The organism is Rossellomorea sp. NS-SX7 (assembly GCF_052828565.1).
On sequence record NZ_CM128249.1, the window covers coordinates 1,202,300 to 1,222,414 of the forward strand.

The window sequence follows — 20,115 nt, forward strand, 5'->3', positions numbered from 1 at the left end:
GCGGCTGTAAAGAAAAGGATGAAATATCTTGCAGGGTGAACGATTTTAAACCATCAGTCTGAAGGGGAAAACTAAGGCGCTTTATATCATAATGCAGTATACTAAGGAACACTTAGTGGAAGCATATGAGGTTGAAGAACGGCTTAGAGGACCCCTTCCTCTCTATTTTCCATTGAAAAAAAGCAGCTTATTAGTATAATAGTTTGCAGGATGGGGTGAGACTGATGCTAAATTTATTACTATTTTTACTAACGAAAAAAATGAAGAAGCCATCACTTGAAGAGTTGGCTATAGACATTCAAGATGGTGACGAGCAGCTGCTTAATATGGTCATCAATGACTATAAACCATTTATTAAAAAAACCGTTTCTTCTGTTTGTAAACGGTATATTTATGAAAGTGATGATGAATTTAGCATCGGTCTTATTGCTTTTCACGATGCCATCTTTAAATATAATAACGATCGTGGATCTTCCTTTATCAGTTTTGCAGAAGTAATCATAAAACGTAAGGTGATTGATTACATCAGGAAAAACGGGAAATTCCAGGATATCAGTATTGATAAGAATCTAATTGAAGATGAAGAAGACTCACCAAGATTGACCATCGAACAGGTAGTATCGGTTGAGGAATACGAAAAGCAGGAAGACAGCCTTAAACGAAGAGAAGAGATAGTCGATTTTCAAGAGCAGCTCTCCCATTATAACTTGTCGTTTACAGACCTGGTCGCTCAGTCTCCGAAACATGAAGATGCGAGACTCAATGCCATCGAAATTGCAAGAACAGTCGTCACGTCCAATGACTTAATGAATTACCTTATGGAGAAAAAGCGTTTACCAATAAAGAAATTAGAAAAACAGGTGAATGTCAGTAGAAAAACAATAGAGAGAAATAGAAAATACATAATTGCCATTTCTCTGATCATGATTGGAGATTATGTGTATTTAAAGGATTACTTAAAAGGGCGGTTAGATATATGAAAAAAGGGATCATTATGGAAATTAGACATGATGTACTCATTGTGATGACGCCGGATGGACGGTTTATGAATGGAAAGAAAACGCCAAACAGGCATTATTCGATTGGTGAAGAAATTCCTTTCTACCCTGTAAATAAAGACAAGCGAGTAGCAGTGAAGAAGAATTGGAAGGCAGCTGCATCGATTCTGACAGCAGCGATCCTTATGATTGCCCTCTTCGCCACGAATTTCTTACAGGGTGATAAAGCATATGCATATGTCTCAATGGACATTAATCCGAGCCTTGAACTTTCCTTAGACAAAGAGCAGCAAGTAATCGACATTACTCCTTATAATGAAGATGGAAAAGTCCTCATAAAGAGACTTGAGGATTGGAAGAATGAAGAGGTAAGTGATGTCGCGGAAGAAATCCTTCGTCTGAGTGAAAAGCTTGGGTATTTAAAAAATGGCCAAGATGTTTGGATTACCTCCACAATTACGGATTTATCGGAGGATGAATCACATTCAGCATTTCTGAAAGACTTGAATGACTTCGTTGAGAATTATAACAATATGCATAGTGCTGAAATCATCATAAACGAAACAACAAATGATGTCAGGGAAGAGGCTGTAAAGAAAGGCATGACTGCAGGTACACTTCTTAAAGAAACGGTTGATAAAGACAAAAAAACCATCGTCAATCCTGTTGAAGGTAAAGAAGAATCTCCTTCCAAAAAAGAAATGGAAGACAAAAAGGCAGAAAATCCAGCAGTGTCTGTTCCAAATCAGTCCGTTGAAAAAGAAGAGAAAAATAAACCGAAACAAAATAACAATCCTGCCTCAAATGGAAAAAGTAACGGGAATGGAATGAATCAAGGTTCCGGGCAAAACAAAGGCAGTGAAAGAAATGACGCTTCTAGCCGAAATGCTTCTTCTCAAAAAGAACGTGGTGAATCCGATCATCGCTCACAGAACCATAAAAGAGACAATAATAGCTCAACAGATGATCGTCAAAAGAAGAACGGTGAGGAGCAGGGTAAATCAATTCGACATGAAAATCAGGGGAACGGCCATTCTGACTCCAACAACAAAAAAAATCATGAAAACAATAACAGAGATAAGAATGATTAATGAATTAAAGACTCACGCTCTCTGATAAATTGATTAAACGAAAGGCTCATTCATCCGGAATGAGCCTTTCATTTGCTTTATTTTATTATGTAATGTAATAGTCAGCCGGCGTGTGCCGGCTGAGCTTTGCCATATTATTTAGTTTGTCCGCCTGAAAGCTGGGATTGAGCTTGTTTTACAAGACGCTTTGTTATTTCTCCTCCAACAGAACCGTTAGAACGGGAAACAGTGTCAGACCCAAGGGTCACACCAAATTCTTGAGCAATTTCATATTTCACTTGATCAAGGTATTGTTCAACACCAGGCACTAATAATTTGTTACTGCTTCTAGCCATAGTGGGCAGCCTCCTTTTTAAAAACGTGAAGCTTAAATTGCTTCCGTATCAGTAGTATTTGTATATTACTGTTCTTCATTAGTGGTAATATTTGATTCGGATGCCAGTCACTTGAGAAACAAAACGATTTAACCTTAAACATGATTCCCCATTTGCAATAGAGGAATGATTAAGTTGGGGTATTGTATACTATCTAAGCCAGAAAAGTATGTGAAAAGAGCTTGAAAGAAAGAATAAAATAAATGGGAATATGCATTTTTCCTTTCTTTCCATGTCCATTTTATTTAAGATAGATAAAGTAAACGATTATTGTTTTTGAAAGGGAAGTACATATGTGGTTAATATTACGCTCAAAACTAAACAGATTGACGCCGGCGCAAGTGATTGTCACCTATTATTTGCTGGCAGTGACAGTAGCAACCATCCTTTTAAGTCTGCCTGTTGCCCATAAACCCGGAGTCGAATGGAATTTCATAGATGCTTTATTTACTTCTGTAAGTGCAGTGAGCGTCACAGGACTGACAGTTGTGAGTACAGCAGATACATTCAGTACAACAGGGGTGTTTCTGTTGATATTCGTCCTTCAGTTCGGAGGCATTGGCGTCATGGCAGTGGGAACATTCTTTTGGCTGCTCGTAGGGAAAAAAATCGGCTTAAAAGAGCGTCAGTTGATCATGACAGATCAAAATCAAACCAATTTATCAGGCTTGGTAAATCTTTTAAAACAAATCCTGCTTCTTATTATCATCATTGAAATCATCGGGGGTCTCACATTAGGGGTATATTTCCTGAGTTATTACCCTACCTGGCAAGAGGCATTCATACATGGGATATTCGCTTCTGTAAGTGCCACCACGAACGCAGGCTTCGATATCACCGGACAGTCGATGATCCCTTTTAAACATGATTATTTTGTTCAATTTATTACGATCATCCTCATTACTATGGGAGCAATCGGATTTCCTGTCCTTATTGAGACAAAGGATTTTTTGATGAATAGTAAAAGAAGCAAGCATCATTTTTCACTTTTTACGAAAATCACGACCCTGACGTTTGCGTGTTTATTAGTGTTCGGAACATTGATGATTATCTTACTTGAATACAATCATTTCTTTAAGGGCATGGTGTGGCATGAATCCTTCTTTTATGCATTGTTCCAATCTGCTTCTACAAGAAGTGGTGGACTTGCAACGATGAATGTTGCAGAATTCTCAACTTCGACTTTAATGTTACTGAGCGGCTTGATGTTTATTGGGGCGTCCCCGAGTTCAGTCGGCGGTGGAATCAGGACGACTACTTTTGCACTGAATCTTTTATTTCTCTTCCATTTCGCAAGGGGTAATCAAACAATAAAAATTTTCAGAAGGGAAATCCATGAGCAGGATATCATTAAATCATTGGTCGTTACGATTGTAGCAACCATCCTATGCTTTAATTCCATAATCATTTTAACTTTGACAGAAAGCCATTCTTTGATTGAAATCATCTTCGAAGTGGCTTCAGCCTTCGGGACGACAGGATTATCATTGGGGATAACTTCAGAGCTTTCAACAATAGGTAAATGCGTCATCATGATCCTGATGTTCATCGGGCGTGTAGGCATCTTGTCCTTCCTCTTTATGATCGGAGGCAAGGAAAAAACGGCGAACTATCATTATCCAAAAGAAAGAATCATCATTGGATGATAAAAACGGTGTTGAATTTCAACACCGTTTTTTGAATGAGTATACATACATGAGGGAAAAGTAAGCACATAAAGGAGATGATAATCATGGCTAAACGTAAAGCACAGCATGATGCGGCTGAAAAAAATAATAAGACTCCATTAAAGAATAAACAAGAAACTGAATTTGCTGCAGAATACACACATGGCGAAGATGCCAGCAAGGCTAATAACAGAAATTCCGCCAAAGGAATGGAAGGAAGAAGCTGATGGACAAGAAAAAGGAAACAGTCCGCGAAGAATTTGGACAGGAATTTGGAGATGTCAATGCAGCAAAGCTTATAGAAGCTTCTTTAAAAGACAACAAAAAACAAAAAGATAAAAAGAAAAAGTGCTAGGCGAATGTTCGCTTGGCACTTTTTCAGTTGGGTATTGCAGCACGGCATCTTATTTGTTGGGTTTCAATTCCTTATCAAACAAAAAGAGAGAGGAACGGCCGGTTGCAGGTTCGAAGTAAGCCAACACATACCGGTTCCTGCCATCTCCTGAAACGACGGTTTCCAGAAGCGTGTGTTTATACATTTCTTTTTCAGACAGGTTTAACTGCATAAAGTCCTTTCCTGCGATTTGAGGAGAATGTAAGAGTTCCTGATAAATGCCTGATCGCTCTTCCTTCGTCATTTCATGTTCCCACCAAGGTTTACGCGGCTTGTACTTCTGGTTACTTAAGTAATCGACTTTCATGTGTCCTTCAATAACTTTCATATCATGCTTTTCTTGAGATGAAAGGAATTCGTATAACCTTTTGAAAAGGTCTTCAAGCTGGTGGCCGATCCTTGACCATCCGCGGCCTTCCCAATACGATCCGAACTGCTGAAAGAAGTCAAAAGGAGTTTCGAAACAATGAGTAACAAGGTATTCAACCGTCTGGTCCATCCTGTGATCATTCCAATATTTTTCAAGTACATCCTCCACTTGTTTGATTCTGACGATATCATCAAATGATAATACGTTGTTTCCAAGTATTTCATAAGGGGAGTGGTCCATGTAGGTGTATTGATGATCATTGGCCCGAATCCTCAGCCCCGTCCCTCTCAGCATTTTCAAGAAACCTAATTGAAGCTCTTCGGGGCGCATTTCAAATACATCGTTAAAGGTTTTTCGGAATGATTGATAATCTTCTTCGGGTAACCCTGCAATCAGGTCCAGGTGCTGATCGATTTTTCCGCCCTCTTTAACCATGGTCACCGTTCTTGTAAGCTTTTTATAATTTTGTTTTCTCATGACAAGATCGTTGGTTTCATCGTTGGTCGACTGCACACCGATTTCAAATCTAAATAGACCAGCAGGTGCTTCTCGATTAAGGAATTCAATGACTTCCGGCCTCATGATGTCTGCCGTGATTTCAAATTGAAAGACAGTGCCCGGTAAATGCTCGTCAATCAGGAATTGAAACATTTCCATCGCATAACTACGGCTGATATTAAATGTGCGGTCAACAAACTTAATGGTCTTTGCTCCGTTCTTCATTAAGAAACGGATATCATCCTTTACCTTTTCTCGGTCAAAGTACCTGACGCCTACTTCTATCGAAGAAAGGCAGAACTGGCAGCGAAATGGACAGCCCCTGCTCGTTTCGATATAGGTAACCCTCTTGGAAAGGTAAGGAAGGTCTTCTTCAAATCTGAAGGGAGAAGGAACATTGCGCAGATCAATTTTATTTTGCTGCGGTTTTACGACAGGCTTATCATTTTCTAAATAGGCAATCCCATGAACCATAGACCAATCTTCCTGACCATGGACTTGCTCAAGGAGCTGTTTAAAGGTCTCTTCACCTTCACCAAGTACGATGAAATCCACATCGCCTTTCAAACGATCAAGCCAGTAAGGGACATCATAAGTGACTTCAGGACCGCCAAGAACGATCTTGACCTCTGGGAGGATTTTTCTGAGTACTTGAATGACTTTGATTGTCTCTTCAATATTCCAAATATAGCAGCTGAATCCTAAGACATCCGGCTTTTTTGAGAACAGATCAGTAGCAATGTTCAGGATCGGGTCCTTTATCGTATACTCCGCGAGCTCTGCTTCATAGTCGGGCTCTATATAAGCCTTTAGACAGCGAATGGCCAGATTGGTATGAATATATTTTGCATTTAACGTACTTAATACGACTTTCTTCATTAAGAATAACTCCTTCTTTAATTTCATCATTCCATCTTTTGCTGGATGATTTTTCATATAAAACCATTCTTTCATAAAATGGGTGAAACAACGTATGGAAGACTGCTCTACCCATTTTATCGGAGGGAGAGAAAAAGCTCAATATTTGTCTAAAAGTAATTCGAAATTATTGTTTGAATAGGAAGGATTTTAGAGAAATATTCCGAATTATATAAAGTGTAAACATAAGTTTTGACATAACTTTTGGTATATATTGCTTTTCTTATATTAAAAAAAGGGACTGACCCATTGTATATGTGGTCAGCCCTTTATCGGTGTAGAGGTAATGTCATCCAGCTCCGGGGCTTAGAGGCTCGAGGTCATAAGGCAATTCCACCAAAAAGGCAAAGAACGCCTTTCCGGTGGAATCGCATTAAGCTTGTCGCCTCTGGTCAAAGCCCCTCCGCTTTTGGTATCATCCAGCTGCGGCGGCTAGCCCCTCGGGGTCATAAGCTAAATGGTCCAAGAAGGCAAAGAACGCCTTCCCGGCCCATTTAGCTTATGCTTGTCGGGGCTGAACGAGCCGCCTCCGCTTTTGGTATTACCTTGTTTTCATCTCTCTTTTTGAGAGGAACTTTTGAAGTTTTGTCGATTTCAGCTCAATGATCGGCTGGGTAATGGATGTAAAAAGCTTCGTCGAAAACATCATCGTCAAAACGAGCGAAACAGCCAGCAGCAACAATAGACTTGCAGTGGGGTCGATGTAATCCTTTATCTCACTTACCCTGAACAAACGGATAATAAAGCCGTGAAGCAAGTATACGTAGAGTGTATTTCTTCCCCAATTTGTAAAGAATTGCTCTTTGCTTGGTACAAACGTATAGAAACTGAAAATCATAACGATATTCAGGGTATATACAATCGCCCTGACTCCTAAGCTGATGACATCATTCCATTCGAAATCTCCATATGGCTTTGATCCAAGCAGCCATTTGTCTGAAAACTCCGGAACGAAGTACATTCCTAAGAATACCAGTACGAACATTATCCCTGCATAAACACGAGCTTTAGTGGTTTGAAAATATTCAAAATGCTCTTTCTTCATATAGTAGCCCAATAGGAAAAAAGGAAAGAAGACAAATGTTCTCGATAAACTTAAATAAGTTGAGACCTCGTCGATAAAACCGATCAGCAGTCCGAGAGCAAATGCTGCTGACAATCCCATCACCGGCTTGAATTTAAACCATTTAATAAACACGTACAGCAGTGCATTCCAGCAGAACAAGCTGATCAGGAACCATAATGACCAGTGCGGGTTCAATGGATCAAGTTCAAAAGATGATTTGTCATATAAGAAATAATAGTAAATGGTGTAGATGAGCTGGAACACGATATAGGGCAGAATCAACTTTTTAGCGAGTTTTCCTATATAGCCTTTTTTATAGAACCCTTTTGCGAATAAACCTGCAACTAATATGAAAGCAGGCATATGGAATGTGTAAATCGTCTTGTAAAGTGAGAGGATAACGGGATCGCTCTCTATATATGACCGGATTAGGTGGCCGAAGACCACTAAAAAGATTAAAATGAATTTTGCATTATCAAAATAAGAATCACGTTGTTTCATAAATCATCACCGTCTTTTTGTCAAAAATATACGCTAATTAAATTTCTACCCTAGGATACAACGTGGGAAACCTGAATTTCACTGTTAATTATCACCAATAACATAAGGTACTATTCAAACAATATTGCAGTTAAGCCGAAAGTCGTCTTTTAACAATATAGGGGGATGTAGAAATGACTAAAAGCAGCAAGTTGGAAAATCAGTTATATAAGGAAGAATGTCATCCTGTCGATAGGGAGATTTGCTTAGCGTCACCTATGGCAATGTTTGTCATTAATAATGAAATGAAAATTTGTTATGCCAATGATCAAGCATGCAGCATATTGAAAACTGAACCTGCATCGTTGACCGGCCAACTGTTCAACAGCTTTTTTACATCTGTACCCTCACCGATCGTCGCCCATTATCAAGAGGTAATGGAGTCAGGAAAGTCTCTTGAAGACGAGACGCTTATGAATACTAAATGCGATAAAATCATCCATATAGAATTGATTCTCAAAAAATCATCCGTTTCTACTAATGCGTACCTGTACTTTAAAGATGTGACCAAATCCAAAGAAATCGAACGAAAAGATCATCTCAATGTCCATCTCCTTTCGAATATTTTCCAGAATGCATCGGAAGGAATTATCCTTTTCGACCTCGAGGGAAATATCAATGATGTTAATCAGGCGTTTTCTAAGCAAGTAGGTCTATATAAAAAGGAGATCATTAAACGTAACGTACGCTCGTTCATACCTGAGAATTCCCATTATAAAATAGATAAAATTAAAGAACTGCTTTCTAAAAACAGAAAAGCAAGAGGGGAAATCCCGATCAAAAGGGACAATGGAATTTCTATTGTAGAGTTTACCACAAGCCCATTTGTTCACCATAAGCTTCATATGGCGATCCTCAGGGATGTAACGGAAAAAAGGCAAATGGAAATTCAGGTGAAAAGAAATGAAGAACTATTCAAAGGGTTATTTGAGGAGGCGATCGATGCAATCGTCCTGTGGGACCAGGATGGTAGAGTGTTAAAAGCGAATGCCTCAGCTCTCAAGATATTTGAATGCTCTTTATCCGAACTTTTATCTAAAAGAATCAAAGACTTCGTCTATCCTCTGGAGATCCAAAAGTTCGAGCTTGTCATGGAGCAGCTGTACAAAAGCGGTGCAGTAAGGGATGAAGTCCTCTTCCTGATGCCCAATAACCAATTAAAGCATCTGGAGTTCACTTCCAAGCTTCATTCCGTGGATGGCTACAATATGACGATCTTCAGGAACGTAAGCGAGAGATACCAGATGGAAAAGGAACTGAGGGAAAGTGAAGAAAGGTTCCGGAAAATATTCGAAGGATCATTGGATGGTTTATTCCTGACGAATCATAATTATGTCGTGGTTGATGCAAATCCAGAGGCAAGCAAAATATTACATCTCGACAAAGATCATTTAATCGGGAAAGACGTGCGGGAAATATTAAGCATCAAAGCCGATGACGAGACTTATCATGATTATTTGGTGCAGTTAAAAGAAGAGGGGCAGTCAAGCTTCTTAAAAACGTTCCGTTCACATGATGACCGGCTGCAATATATCGAATTATCATCCAAATATAACTTGCTGTCCAATCTCAATTTAACGATCATCCGTGACATCACGGAGCAAATAGAGATGCAGGAACAGTTGAGAAAGTCAGATACCCTGAGTGTGGTAGGTGAGCTGGCAGCAGGCATTGCCCATGAAATACGTAATCCAATGACTGCTCTAAAAGGGTTTATTCAATTGTTGGAAAACAGTGTTGGCAAAGATCATGAAATGTACTTTAATGTCATTACATCAGAATTGCAGAGGATCGAGTCGATCATTACTGAATTCCTTGTCCTGGCAAAACCGCAGGCTGTTCAGTATCAGGAAACAAACCTCATAAAGATCATGAAAGACACCGTTGAATTGTTGAGTGCACAGGCCACCATGCATAACGTTCAGTACAATGAAGTGTATCAGGACGGACTGCCGCCCATTTACGCAGAACCCAACCAATTGAAGCAAGTGTTCATCAATATCATCAAGAATGCCATTGAAGTGATGACTCAGGGAGGGGAAATCACTATTGGCATCCATGAAATGGAAAATGACTTCATCCATATAGAAATAAGGGATCAAGGAAGCGGGATCTCAAGAGATAAGATCAAAAAGCTTGGTGAACCTTTTTATACGACGAAAGAACGTGGAACTGGACTGGGACTGATGGTAAGCTTTAATATAATAAAAGAACATAACGGTAGAATAGAAGTGGAAAGTAAAATAGGAGAAGGCACTGTTTTTCATATCTATTTACCAAAGATGTAAGGAGATGAGCGTTCATGTCTGTCTATTCGCTGTTTGTGGAAAGTCCGATTGGTGTCTTGGAGATCCAGGCTGATCACGACAAGTTGTTATCGTTGGAGTTTGCCCCTGAAGACCAAGCTGCCACAGAGACAGAGCACCCAATATTAATAGAAGCTGAGCGTCAATTGGAAGAGTACTTCAGAGGAGAGAGGAAAGAATTTAACCTCCCTCTCAAAATACAAGGAACAGAGTTTCAACAGGAAGTCTGGAAAACGTTAAGTGAAATCCCATACGGATCAACTTGCTCATACGTGGACGTAGCGGTACGTATTAACAGGCCAAAAGCAGTCAGGGCAATAGGACAAGCCAATAAAGCCAATAAGTTTCCCATCATCGTACCTTGTCATAGGGTGATAGGGAAGAACAATACATTGACCGGCTATGCCGGAAAGCAAGTAGATAAGAAAGGAATCCTGCTGAACCTTGAACAAGCGAAGTAATGTATAAAGCATTTTTCTACGGAAAAATGCTTTTTTTTATTTGTATAAAAGGTGGTGTTATTCATATATCTATTGTCATTTTTATCTATTTAGATTATTATCTAATTAGATGGTAATCTAATTAGTGAGGAGGATTAAAGTTGCAGCTGGATAAACAAGTGGCTTTTCATAAAACAATGGGTGACCCCACGCGCATAAAAATTGTGCATCTCCTGTCAGCGGACTCCCTGCATGTCGGGGCTATCGCAGGAAAACTGGGGTTGACAGCGCCTACAATTTCACATCATCTCAACAAACTGAAGGAATGCAATCTCGTATACTCCAGAAGGGAAAAGAATACGATTTACTATTTCTTAAACAAAAAAGTGCTGGCGCATCATGCAAGTGTCCTTGATCGCTTCACGAATAAAGGGGAAGGGGATCCTGAAATGCACGATAAAATACTGAAAGAGAAACAAAAAGTGTTGAATAACTTCATGGAGAAGAATGGAAGATTGAAATCCATACCTGCTCAACAAAAGAAGAAACTTTTCCTGCTTGAACACATGGTAGAAGGATTGAAGGTTGGGACAAAATACAGTGAAAAAGAAATCAATGAGTACATCAAGCAATTTCATGACGATTTTGCAACCTTAAGGAGGGAGTTCATCATCCACCAGTTCATGTTCAGGGAAAATGGTATTTATGAACTGAATCCAAAGGAAATGTGGGGATCCACTCCCTTATATAAGTGATGTTTGGATGTGAAAAACCTTCCGGTGAAGGAAGGTTTTTTTGTTAGGATTGAGAGATCACTTTTCTGATGCTTTCATCATAGGAAGGGGTAAGGATGCCTTTTTCGGTGATGATTCCTGTAATTAATTCATGCGGGGTTACATCAAACGCAGGGTTATATACAAGTGTATCCCGAGGGGGAATCCTATGACCATTTATTTCAGTCAGCTCTTCCGGGGCACGCTCTTCAATCGGGATGCTGCTGCCTGAAGGAAGGGTAATATCAAATGTAGAAGAAGGAGCTGCCACGTAAAATGGGATATCGTAATGGTTACACAAAATGGCGAGCATTGATGTCCCGATCTTGTTTGCTGTATCTCCATTTGCAGCTATCCTGTCTGCCCCTACAATCACAGCTTCTACATTTTTCTCCTTTATCGTATGTGCGGCCATACTGTCTGCTATTAGTGTTACGTTTACACCTGACTGCTGCAATTCCCAGGTTGTTAAACGTGAACCTTGAAAAACTGGTCGTGTTTCACAGGCATATACATGGAACGTTTTACCTTGTTCAGACCCTAAATGAAATGGTGCCAATGCTGTCCCGTATTTGCTGGTTGCGATTGATCCTGCATTGCAGATGGTCATGATGGTGCTTTTATCATTTAGTAATTGTAGGCCATACTCTCCGATTTTCCTGCATGTGACTTCATCTTCGGCATGAAGGTGAATGGCTGAGTGCAGAAGGATTGTTTTTGCTTCATTGACAGACTGTGCCCGTTCAATTGCATTCTGTAACGAATCCAGTGCCCATCCCAAATTTACTGCAGTGGGCCGGGAGGAAAATAAATAATCTTTATCCTCTTTGAATTTTCCCATGAATTCAGCCAGGCATCCTGTATCATATCGATTCATGGATAAAGCAAGCCCATAGGCGGCAGTAATACCGATCGCGGGCGCTCCTCTTACCTTCAATGTGACGATTGCGTCATAGAATTCCTTTAGCGAATAGAGTTGAAGATATTCAACTCTATGAGGCAGCTTTTGCTGGTTTAATAGTTCTAAATGATCATCTCGAAAAATGAATGATGTCGGAATGGTGGTTGTGTGCGTCATGATTGGCTCCTTATGTTGTATGATTTCGTATGAATTCTGTAAGTTCTTCAATTGTTGAGAACGTATGCCTTTTCAGAATCAATTCTCTTCCTAAAGAAAGACAGGTACTTTTAGCCAGTAATCTCTTATCTTTATCTGGAATGGAATCAAGATCTGCAACATGTGCAAGGCCCACGGTTCTCCTGATGAGTTCACACCCGCTGAATCCTGCACTGTCTTGAAAGGCTTTATTCAATACATAATCCAAGTATCCATTCACCTTGGTGTATGCATCTCCGCTTTCCTGCCAATGTCTCGAAAAAGTTTCTGAGAAAACGTTCCATGTAATGGTGATGTGCTGGAGGATTTCATCTTTTCCTTTACTGTCCTCCCTCGCAATTACCTGGAAGATCAGGTTTGCAATGAATTGACCGACATCGAAGCCGATCGGTCCATAAAAAGCAAATTCAGGATCAATCACCTTCGTATGATTTTCATCTGCAAAAATACTTCCAGTGTGAAGATCACCATGCAACAGGGCCTCACTCTCTGTAATAAAACTTTTCTTCAATTTCGCCACTTCAAGTTTCAGACTGAAATCATTCCACAGTTCCTTGAGAAGAGGGAGCAGTTCTTCCTCATAATCATTCGTTTCACTATTGAAGAAGGGATCGGTCAAAACAAGATCCTCTGTAATCTTACATAGTTCAGGGTTGGAAAAGGTTTTGACATATTCTTTTTTCTTAAAAGGATGCAGGGCATAGTCAGATGTATGATAAAGGGTGTTTGCCAGAAAGGTCCCGATATGCTCAGACAAAAGTGGGTAGGTGACTCCACTCATCAGTCCTGAACGTACAATCGTCAGGGAACTTAGATCTTCCATAACAGTGACAGCAAGTTTGTCATCACTGTAGTATACCTGGGGGACATGATCTTGGGCATGTGTTTGCTGCAGTTTCAACGCATTTGCTTCAATTCTGGCGCGGTCCACCGTCAATGGCCAGCTTTCGCCAACCACTTTTGCATAAGGCAAAGCCTGCTTCATGATGATTCCTTTTCTGCCTTTTTCACTTATTTGAAACACCAGGTTTAAGTTTCCATCCCCGATTTCACGGCAGGTCAATTCCGCTCCTTTTTCAAAGAAGTTCAGACTGATTGCTAAATCCAGTGCGGTTTGTTCATTTAACGATTGATAACCTGTGACAGGACTGATTGACATAATGGTTCCCCCTAAATCGATAAATTGATTTTGGAGGCTTTTCATATGGGTAATAAGAAAAGCCTCTTTCATTGATGGAAAGAGGCTTAAAGATCGGATCTTATTCGCCTCTTATCTCTCAGAAAGGTGTTCTTTCTGTTGGAATTAGCACCGTGCCTTATGGAATAATCCGGCGCATATTGCGCCCCGTTTCACAACGGTATTACGGTCGGTTGCTGGGCTTCACAGGGCCAAATCCCTCAGCCAGCTCTTGATAAGAGTGATATTTAGTTTAAATGGCTTCACGCTGTTTGATTTGAATAGTACCATTTTTTGAAACATAGAGTCAATGGATTTTTGGGAAAATTTAAAATTAATAGAATTCAGGACGCCGGTCTTGAAAAATCGGTATCTTCTTTCTTACTTCTTCCACTTCATTCAAATCGATATCAGAGACGATTAACTCTTCTTCGCGGGTTCCTTCCGCAATGATTTCCCCCCAGGGACTGATAATCAATGAATTTCCGCCAAATTCATTATTTGGATCACTGCCTGCACGATTACAAGCAATGACGAAACATTGATTTTCAATGGCTCTTGCCAATAAAAGGGTCTTCCAATGAGTAATCCTTTCTGCTGGCCATTGTGCAACCACGAACACAACTTTAGCCCCTCCGATGGCATGTTTTCTAAACCATTCCGGGAAGCGGATATCATAGCAGATCATACCGGCCATCTCAGTGTCCATCAGTGTGAATGAGCCATCTTCTTTACCGGGAAGCAGGTAATGATGTTCATCCATCAGTTTGAATAAATGGAGTTTATCATACTGTTTTATCATATTCCCTTTGTTATCAAAAACGAGAAGAGTATTGGAAATCCCTTCTTTTGTTTTCTTTGCAATTGATCCGCCGACAATATGTATGGAGTGGCGCGCGGCCAGTTCTGAAAGAAAGTCAGAAATATCTTGTGCTTCTTCATCGGCGATTTCCCCGATTCTCGTTAAATCATAACCTGTCGTCCACAATTCAGGAAATACGACGGTATCACAGCCTGCTTCCATCGCTTTCTTTACCCATTGCTGAACCCGTTTCTTATTTTCAGAAGGATTGCCAAATGTTATATCCATTTGTGCGAGCCCGATATTCGTTATCAAATTAACACCTCATTTATAAGTCTATGAAAAATATACTTTACAATCTTTACTTTACGTTATATCATTTGTGACTAGAATTTGAAAGTAAATAATTTTCAAAAAAGTGTAGAAGGTGAAGAGATGACAACCTTTAAAAAAGCAGAGCGCATAAACTCGCTGCCGCAGCAATTTTTTGCATCATTGACAGCAAACGTCCAGAAAGTACTGAAAGAAGGTCACGATGTAATAAATTTAGGGCAGGGGAATCCCGATCAGCCAACACCTCCACATATCGTAAATACGATGATGCAAGCAGTGAAATCACCAAGTAATCACAAATATTCCCCTTTCAGAGGATTGGAGTCCTTCAGGGAAGCCATATCTGTTTTTTATAAAAGGGAATATGGTGTGAATATTGATCCGGAAGAAGAAGTGGCTGTGCTGTTTGGAGGGAAAGCAGGACTGGTCGAACTGCCCCAGTGTCTGTTGAACCCCGGGGATACGGTATTGGTCCCGGATCCGGGATATCCTGATTACTTGTCGGGGGTATCTCTTGCAGAAGCGAGAATGGTAACGATGCCGTTGAAAGAAGAGAATCATTTCCTTCCGGAGTATGACACGATTCCAATGGAGGACATTGAAAAAGCGAAACTCATGTTTTTGAACTATCCCAATAATCCTACAGGAGCGGTTGCTTCCCGTTCATTTTTCGATGAAACAGTATCATTTGCAAAACAACATGACATTTGCGTCGTGCATGACTTTGCATATGGTGCAATCGGCTTCGAAGGGAAAAAGCCCGTCAGCTTTTTAGAAGCAGAAGGTGCAAAGGATACAGGGATTGAAATTTATACGCTTTCAAAAACCTATAATATGGCAGGTTGGAGAGTGGGCTTCGCAGTCGGGAACAAAAGTGTGATCGACGCCCTCAACATTCTTCAGGATCATCTGTATGTCAGCCTTTTCGGGGCTGTCCAGGAAGCCGCAGAGGCTGCTTTGCTCGGGCCTCAGAAATGCGTTGAAGAATTGGTTGATACCTATGAATCAAGAAGAAAAACATTGATAGACGGTTTACAGAAAATCGGATGGGACGTAAAAGCGCCTGCTGGCTCCTTTTTTGCTTGGCTTAAGGTTCCTGAAGGATTTTCTTCTGTGGAGTTTTCTGATTATCTCCTCGAAGAGGCTAAAGTGGCTGTAGCGCCAGGTGTAGGGTTTGGGGAGCATGGTGAAGGATATGTCCGAGTAGGATTATTGACCAGTGTAGAACGCCTTGAAGAAGCTGTGGGAAGGATTGAAAATTTGAAATTGTTTGATAAAAAAGATTGACAGAAATGAAAAATGATGCCATAATCCAACTGAAATAAAATACAATAGCATATGATTTTTCTTATCAAGAGCAGGCGGAGGGACCAGCCCTATGAAGCCCGGCAACCGACTTATCCAAGCACGGTGCTAATTCTTGCAGCAGTTTATTTGCTGAGAGATAAGACAGAGTAATAGACAAACCTCTTCTTATCGAAGGGGTTTTTTTATTTTACGCCAATCAGTGATTTCGAAAAAACAATGAAGATGGGAGGCAACTGGAGTGGGAGAAGTAATTGCTACATATGTCTTATCAGGAAAAAACGGATCCTTTGAAAAAAAAGCGGAAGGAATCGCTCTTGGACTCACTGTCGGTTCATGGACCGATCTTCCATTGCTGGAGAAAGAACAATTAAGAAAGTACAAAGGCCGGGTAGTCGAGGTGAAAGAAAAAGAAGGAAGAGAGGGAGGTACGGCGGAAATTCAAATCGCCTATCCTTCAGGGAACTATTCCAATGATATACCGGCGATCCTTACAACCGTCTTTGGCAAACTATCACTTGATGGTCAGGTTAAACTCAAGGATATTCAATTTTCAAGGGATTTAAAGAAAGGGTATCCGGGTCCCAGATTTGGGATTGAAGGAATCAGGGGAAAAGTGAATGTTTTAGATAGGCCTCTTGTCATGAGCATTTTCAAAGGGGTGATCGGCAGGGACATACATTACTTACAGTCCCAGCTTAGAGCTCAGGCACTGGGCGGAGTGGATTTGGTCAAGGACGATGAAATTCTTTTTGATAACGAACTGACACCATTTGTCGACAGAATCAAATTGGGTGAAAAAGTACTTCGTGAGGTTCATGAAGAAACAGGAAAACGAACTCTGTATGCAGTCAACTTGTCTGGAAGGACCACTGACTTAAAAGAAAAAGCGAGAAGGGCAAGAGAGCTCGGGGCGGATGCTCTATTATTCAATGTATTTACTTATGGACTCGATGTATTGCAAGAGTTAAGGGAAGATCATGAAATCGGACTCCCAATAATGGCTCATCCTTCTTTCTCGGGGGCTGCAGCTGCTTCTCCACAATATGGAGTAAGTTATTCGTTGTGGCTTGGTAAGTTTTTAAGAATGACAGGAGCGGATTTCTCTTTATTCCCATCTCCATATGGGAGTGTGGCATTAGAAAAAGAACAAGTGTTGGCCATCAGGGATGAATTGATAAAATCAGATCAATTTAAGGAAACATTTCCTGTTCCTTCAGCAGGTATCCATCCCGGGTTGGTTCCCCAGTTGATGACCGACTTTGGGCATAATTGCGTCATCAATGCTGGTGGGGGAGTGCATGGACATCCCGGCGGTGCGGTTGGAGGCGGGAAAGCCTTCCTGCAAGCAATCGATGCTGTCTTGAAAGGCACTTCCCTGGCAGATGCAGCTATTAATCATGCTGAACTTGATCAAGCTCTGCAGTTATGGGGACAGGAGGTTAAAGTGAGTGGGTAAGCCCATTATTTTTTGTGACTTTGACGGGACAATCACTGAAACTGACAATATTATTTCCTTGATGAAGCAGTTCGCTCCTCCGGAATGGGAAAGTATTAAAAATCAAATACTTTCACGTGAACTGTCAATCAGGGAGGGAGTCACAAAATTGTTTGATCTGATTCCTTCTTCAAAAAAGGAGGAACTTCTTAGTTATTTACAAGAGACATCTGTTATCAGAAAAGGATTTAAAGAATTTGTTTCATATACAAAAGAGAATGACATTCCATTGTATATCATAAGCGGAGGAATGGACTTTTTCGTCTATCCACTTTTAAAGCAGTATGGTCCTTTTGACGGCATATTTTGTAACCAAACAACGTTTGAAGATCAGACAATCAAAGTACACTGGCCGTTCCCTTGCGATGCTGAATGTGACAACGGGGAATGCGGGTGTTGTAAACCGTCCATCATTCGAAGCATCGAGATCACTGAAAAACATGACATTATTGTGATTGGCGATTCAGTTACAGATATTGAAATGTCCAAATATGCCCATACTGTTTTTGCAAGAGATTATCTTGCCGAGAAATGTGAGGAATATTCCATTCCGTATGAGAAATTTGAAACGTTCCATGATTGTATAGCTTTTCTGAAAAAGGAGGTTCCGGCGTGAAGGACTATAGTGCTGAATGGGAAGAACTTGCAGAAGTTAAGAAAGAGCTTGCAGACCGGGACTGGTTCATGGGGACAAGTGGAAATCTCGCCATCAGGGTCAGCTCTTCCCCAACCAGTTTTCTCGTTACAGCAAGCGGAAAGGATAAGAGGAGGCAAACGGATGAAGATTTTCTGATTGTGGATCAGTATGGAGAGGCGCTTGAAGAAACCACATTACGACCTTCAGCTGAAACGCTCCTGCATAGCAGTATATTTCGAAAAAGCCAGGCAGGATGCAGTCTTCATGTCCATACGGTCCCGAATAATGTTGTGAGTGAGCTTTATGGGGACAGAGGTGAAGTTACGTTCAAGAATCAGGAATTGATTAAGGCTTTTGATAAGTGGGAACAAGATGATACGCTGACCATCCCCATCATTCCTAATTATGCCCATATTCCTTCTTTATCCGAAGAATTTTCCCGCCATGTCCTTGATGATAAAGGAGCTGTTTTGATCCGCAATCATGGCATCACGGTATGGGGGAGAAACGCTTTTGAGGCTAAAAAGCTTCTGGAAGCTTGCGAGTTTCTATTTCAATATCAATTGTCACTACTATCATTAAAGAAGACCACTCAACAACTATAGGAGGAAGATAAACAATGGCGACGATTAAAGTTCAAGGATCAAGTGAAATAGTGGACAATCAAGAAGAGGTTAGTACTTTTCTAGGTGAACAAGGGGTTATATATGAGAATTGGAATCTATCAAAATTAGATGCAGAATTACAGGGGAAGTATGTATTATCAGATCAAGATAAGGAAAGCATCATAGAAGCTTTCAGAGAAGAAATAGAAGACATTTCTGAGAGAAGGGGTTACCAAGCCTGGGATGTCATTTCTCTATCATCTAACACACCTAATTTGGAAGAACTGCTGAAGAATTTTCAACAGGAGCATCATCACACAGACGATGAAGTCCGTTTTATTGTAAGCGGGCATGGAGTTTTTATCATTCAAGGAAAAGATGGAAACTTTTTTGAAGTCCATCTGGACCCGGGAGATTTAATTTCAGTACCTGAAAATATTCGACACTACTTTACATTGAGTGAGGATAAACAAGTGGTCGCTGTTCGTATATTCGTTACACAAGAAGGCTGGGTACCAATATATTAAGAGAGAAAGGAGAAAAAGACGTGGTGTCTTTTTCTCTTTTTTTGTATTCGTTTCTTGAGCTATCATAGTATCAAAGGGAAGCCCCTCCTCCTTCGCATACATTTGTGAAACCAAAATAAATATTGACGATTTTTGTCAAAAAAACAGACTTAACTAGTTATTTTGTCTTGTTTTGCGAATCTATTTACTTTTCTGTTAATAGTTGCGATACTAACTGAGTAACGTTTTTATTAGTAGATTTACATGAATAGAAACAGAGGCAAAAGGATCCTGCCGGGACTACAACACTGTGGACTTATGCACGGTTCATCTGTTGAATCCCAGTTGGATTTGCAGCCTGATAGACACAAAATAAAAAGGAGTTAGTTTGAATGGGTCAATATCTTAAAAAGAAATGGTTACTGGTGAAAATCAATCAAAAGCGTGCTGAAATGATCTCCCTGGGAGATAGACTGGGGCTGGGGGCAAAAGAAACTATTGATTGCAGTCAGCAATTGGATCGATTATTGAATCAATATCAGGAATGTGATAAAAGCATTTATACGATTAATATTCAAGAAGTACCCTACGAATTGAGTCAGGTAATAAAAAATTTACTGAAAAAGACAGCTTCTTAATCATTGAATTGATATCCTCTAAATACCTTTATAATGAAAGCAGCCTCACAGAATAACCACTT

The 20,115-nt window shown here is 40.3% G+C and carries 20 protein-coding genes and 2 riboswitches; of the genes, 14 read left to right on the plus strand and 6 right to left on the minus strand.

Annotated features, from left to right (window positions below):
- Nucleotides 1-224: 224 nt before the first annotated feature.
- Nucleotides 225-980 carry an RNA polymerase sigma factor SigI gene (gene sigI / locus ACUXV2_RS05850; protein ID WP_446246106.1) on the plus strand — a complete coding sequence of 252 codons (756 nt, stop codon included), beginning with the start codon at nt 225-227 and terminating at the stop codon, nt 978-980.
- A gap of 14 nt (nt 981-994) precedes the next feature.
- A complete protein-coding gene (locus ACUXV2_RS05855) occupies nt 995-2,089 on the plus strand; it encodes an anti-sigma-I factor RsgI family protein (protein ID WP_446246107.1) in 1,095 nt (364 codons plus the stop codon).
- Nucleotides 2,090-2,223: 134 nt separating this feature from the next.
- Here the strand turns inward: ACUXV2_RS05855 and ACUXV2_RS05860 are convergent, their stop codons facing one another.
- Nucleotides 2,224-2,424, minus strand: a complete 201-nt coding sequence (locus tag ACUXV2_RS05860; RefSeq protein WP_032089084.1) for an alpha/beta-type small acid-soluble spore protein — start codon at nt 2,422-2,424, stop codon at nt 2,224-2,226.
- Between the two features lie 332 nt (nt 2,425-2,756).
- Here ACUXV2_RS05860 and ACUXV2_RS05865 point away from each other — a divergent pair, with 332 nt between their 5' ends.
- The 3 genes from ACUXV2_RS05865 to ACUXV2_RS05875 all read left to right on the plus strand — a co-directional run bounded on the left by ACUXV2_RS05865 (nt 2,757) and on the right by ACUXV2_RS05875 (nt 4,485).
- On the plus strand, nt 2,757-4,109 hold the full coding sequence (locus tag ACUXV2_RS05865) for a TrkH family potassium uptake protein (protein ID WP_446246108.1): 1,353 nt from the start codon (nt 2,757-2,759) through the stop codon (nt 4,107-4,109).
- Between the two features lie 86 nt (nt 4,110-4,195).
- Nucleotides 4,196-4,357 (plus strand): hypothetical protein, encoded by a 162-nt coding sequence (locus ACUXV2_RS05870; RefSeq protein WP_446246109.1) that lies wholly within the window; start codon nt 4,196-4,198, stop codon nt 4,355-4,357.
- Nucleotides 4,357-4,485, plus strand: coding sequence for a hypothetical protein (locus ACUXV2_RS05875; RefSeq protein WP_446246110.1), 129 nt, complete (start codon nt 4,357-4,359; stop codon nt 4,483-4,485). Before ACUXV2_RS05870 ends, ACUXV2_RS05875 begins: the two co-directional genes overlap by 1 nt.
- 49 nt (nt 4,486-4,534) lie before the next feature.
- Here ACUXV2_RS05875 and ACUXV2_RS05880 read toward each other — a convergent pair whose 3' ends face one another.
- Both ACUXV2_RS05880 and ACUXV2_RS05885 read right to left on the minus strand, forming a co-directional pair.
- A complete protein-coding gene (locus ACUXV2_RS05880) occupies nt 4,535-6,271 on the minus strand; it encodes a B12-binding domain-containing radical SAM protein (RefSeq protein ID WP_446247005.1) in 1,737 nt (578 codons plus the stop codon).
- Between the two features lie 580 nt (nt 6,272-6,851).
- Nucleotides 6,852-7,877, minus strand: a complete 1,026-nt coding sequence (locus ACUXV2_RS05885) for an acyltransferase family protein (RefSeq protein ID WP_446246111.1) — start codon at nt 7,875-7,877, stop codon at nt 6,852-6,854.
- A 173-nt stretch (nt 7,878-8,050) separates the two neighbouring features.
- Between ACUXV2_RS05885 and ACUXV2_RS05890 the strand changes: the two genes are divergently transcribed.
- From ACUXV2_RS05890 to ACUXV2_RS05900, 3 genes are all read left to right on the plus strand, one after another.
- Nucleotides 8,051-10,204: a PAS domain S-box protein gene (locus tag ACUXV2_RS05890; RefSeq protein WP_446246112.1), complete on the plus strand. Its 2,154-nt coding sequence runs from the start codon at nt 8,051-8,053 to the stop codon at nt 10,202-10,204.
- 14 nt (nt 10,205-10,218) lie between these two features.
- The gene (locus ACUXV2_RS05895) at nt 10,219-10,683 is read left to right on the plus strand and encodes a methylated-DNA--[protein]-cysteine S-methyltransferase (protein ID WP_446246113.1); all 465 of its coding nucleotides are present in this window, start codon (nt 10,219-10,221) and stop codon (nt 10,681-10,683) included.
- Between the two features lie 140 nt (nt 10,684-10,823).
- Nucleotides 10,824-11,417 carry a DUF2087 domain-containing protein gene (locus ACUXV2_RS05900; protein WP_446246114.1) on the plus strand — a complete coding sequence of 198 codons (594 nt, stop codon included), beginning with the start codon at nt 10,824-10,826 and terminating at the stop codon, nt 11,415-11,417.
- 43 nt (nt 11,418-11,460) lie between these two features.
- On the opposite strand, the gene mtnA is transcribed toward ACUXV2_RS05900, so the two are convergent.
- From mtnA to ACUXV2_RS05915, 3 genes are all read right to left on the minus strand, one after another.
- Nucleotides 11,461-12,513: an S-methyl-5-thioribose-1-phosphate isomerase gene (gene mtnA / locus ACUXV2_RS05905; protein ID WP_446246115.1), complete on the minus strand. Its 1,053-nt coding sequence runs from the start codon at nt 12,511-12,513 to the stop codon at nt 11,461-11,463.
- Nucleotides 12,514-12,523: 10 nt separating this feature from the next.
- Nucleotides 12,524-13,711, minus strand: coding sequence for an S-methyl-5-thioribose kinase (gene mtnK / locus ACUXV2_RS05910; protein ID WP_446246116.1), 1,188 nt, complete (start codon nt 13,709-13,711; stop codon nt 12,524-12,526).
- A gap of 108 nt (nt 13,712-13,819) precedes the next feature.
- Nucleotides 13,820-13,971: riboswitch (SAM riboswitch) on the minus strand.
- Nucleotides 13,972-14,063: 92 nt separating this feature from the next.
- Entirely contained in the window at nt 14,064-14,846 is a 783-nt protein-coding gene (locus ACUXV2_RS05915) for a carbon-nitrogen family hydrolase (RefSeq protein ID WP_446246117.1), read from the minus strand.
- Between the two features lie 120 nt (nt 14,847-14,966).
- On the opposite strand from ACUXV2_RS05915, the gene ACUXV2_RS05920 reads away from it, so the two are divergent.
- The 6 genes from ACUXV2_RS05920 to ACUXV2_RS05945 all read left to right on the plus strand — a co-directional run bounded on the left by ACUXV2_RS05920 (nt 14,967) and on the right by ACUXV2_RS05945 (nt 20,053).
- Nucleotides 14,967-16,151: an aminotransferase class I/II-fold pyridoxal phosphate-dependent enzyme gene (locus ACUXV2_RS05920; RefSeq protein WP_446246118.1), complete on the plus strand. Its 1,185-nt coding sequence runs from the start codon at nt 14,967-14,969 to the stop codon at nt 16,149-16,151.
- A 58-nt stretch (nt 16,152-16,209) separates the two neighbouring features.
- Nucleotides 16,210-16,315: riboswitch (SAM riboswitch) on the plus strand.
- A gap of 95 nt (nt 16,316-16,410) precedes the next feature.
- A complete protein-coding gene (locus ACUXV2_RS05925; RefSeq protein WP_446246119.1) occupies nt 16,411-17,628 on the plus strand; it encodes a 2,3-diketo-5-methylthiopentyl-1-phosphate enolase in 1,218 nt (405 codons plus the stop codon).
- Nucleotides 17,621-18,283: a 2-hydroxy-3-keto-5-methylthiopentenyl-1-phosphate phosphatase gene (locus ACUXV2_RS05930; protein WP_446246120.1), complete on the plus strand. Its 663-nt coding sequence runs from the start codon at nt 17,621-17,623 to the stop codon at nt 18,281-18,283. Before ACUXV2_RS05925 ends, ACUXV2_RS05930 begins: the two co-directional genes overlap by 8 nt.
- Nucleotides 18,280-18,909: a methylthioribulose 1-phosphate dehydratase gene (locus tag ACUXV2_RS05935; RefSeq protein WP_446246121.1), complete on the plus strand. Its 630-nt coding sequence runs from the start codon at nt 18,280-18,282 to the stop codon at nt 18,907-18,909. Before ACUXV2_RS05930 ends, ACUXV2_RS05935 begins: the two co-directional genes overlap by 4 nt.
- 14 nt (nt 18,910-18,923) lie before the next feature.
- Nucleotides 18,924-19,436, plus strand: coding sequence for a 1,2-dihydroxy-3-keto-5-methylthiopentene dioxygenase (locus ACUXV2_RS05940; RefSeq protein ID WP_446246122.1), 513 nt, complete (start codon nt 18,924-18,926; stop codon nt 19,434-19,436).
- A 371-nt stretch (nt 19,437-19,807) separates the two neighbouring features.
- Nucleotides 19,808-20,053: a Spo0E family sporulation regulatory protein-aspartic acid phosphatase gene (locus ACUXV2_RS05945; RefSeq protein WP_446246123.1), complete on the plus strand. Its 246-nt coding sequence runs from the start codon at nt 19,808-19,810 to the stop codon at nt 20,051-20,053.
- The last annotated feature ends 62 nt before the right edge of the window (nt 20,054-20,115 follow it).

What these genes read in the sequence shown, in the direction of transcription:
- sigI (WP_446246106.1), top strand. Translation starts at nt 225, where the DNA reads ATGCTAAATTTATTACTATTTTTACTAACGAAAAAAATGAAGAAGCCA.
- ACUXV2_RS05855 (WP_446246107.1), top strand. Translation starts at nt 995, where the DNA reads ATGGAAATTAGACATGATGTACTCATTGTGATGACGCCGGATGGACGG.
- ACUXV2_RS05860 (WP_032089084.1), bottom strand. Translation starts at nt 2,424, where the DNA reads ATGGCTAGAAGCAGTAACAAATTATTAGTGCCTGGTGTTGAACAATAC.
- ACUXV2_RS05865 (WP_446246108.1), top strand. Translation starts at nt 2,757, where the DNA reads ATGTGGTTAATATTACGCTCAAAACTAAACAGATTGACGCCGGCGCAA.
- ACUXV2_RS05870 (WP_446246109.1), top strand. Translation starts at nt 4,196, where the DNA reads ATGGCTAAACGTAAAGCACAGCATGATGCGGCTGAAAAAAATAATAAG.
- ACUXV2_RS05875 (WP_446246110.1), top strand. Translation starts at nt 4,357, where the DNA reads ATGGACAAGAAAAAGGAAACAGTCCGCGAAGAATTTGGACAGGAATTT.
- ACUXV2_RS05880 (WP_446247005.1), bottom strand. Translation starts at nt 6,271, where the DNA reads ATGAAGAAAGTCGTATTAAGTACGTTAAATGCAAAATATATTCATACC.
- ACUXV2_RS05885 (WP_446246111.1), bottom strand. Translation starts at nt 7,877, where the DNA reads ATGAAACAACGTGATTCTTATTTTGATAATGCAAAATTCATTTTAATC.
- ACUXV2_RS05890 (WP_446246112.1), top strand. Translation starts at nt 8,051, where the DNA reads ATGACTAAAAGCAGCAAGTTGGAAAATCAGTTATATAAGGAAGAATGT.
- ACUXV2_RS05895 (WP_446246113.1), top strand. Translation starts at nt 10,219, where the DNA reads ATGTCTGTCTATTCGCTGTTTGTGGAAAGTCCGATTGGTGTCTTGGAG.
- mtnA (WP_446246115.1), bottom strand. Translation starts at nt 12,513, where the DNA reads ATGACGCACACAACCACCATTCCGACATCATTCATTTTTCGAGATGAT.
- mtnK (WP_446246116.1), bottom strand. Translation starts at nt 13,711, where the DNA reads ATGTCAATCAGTCCTGTCACAGGTTATCAATCGTTAAATGAACAAACC.
- ACUXV2_RS05920 (WP_446246118.1), top strand. Translation starts at nt 14,967, where the DNA reads ATGACAACCTTTAAAAAAGCAGAGCGCATAAACTCGCTGCCGCAGCAA.
- ACUXV2_RS05940 (WP_446246122.1), top strand. Translation starts at nt 18,924, where the DNA reads ATGGCGACGATTAAAGTTCAAGGATCAAGTGAAATAGTGGACAATCAA.
- ACUXV2_RS05945 (WP_446246123.1), top strand. Translation starts at nt 19,808, where the DNA reads ATGGGTCAATATCTTAAAAAGAAATGGTTACTGGTGAAAATCAATCAA.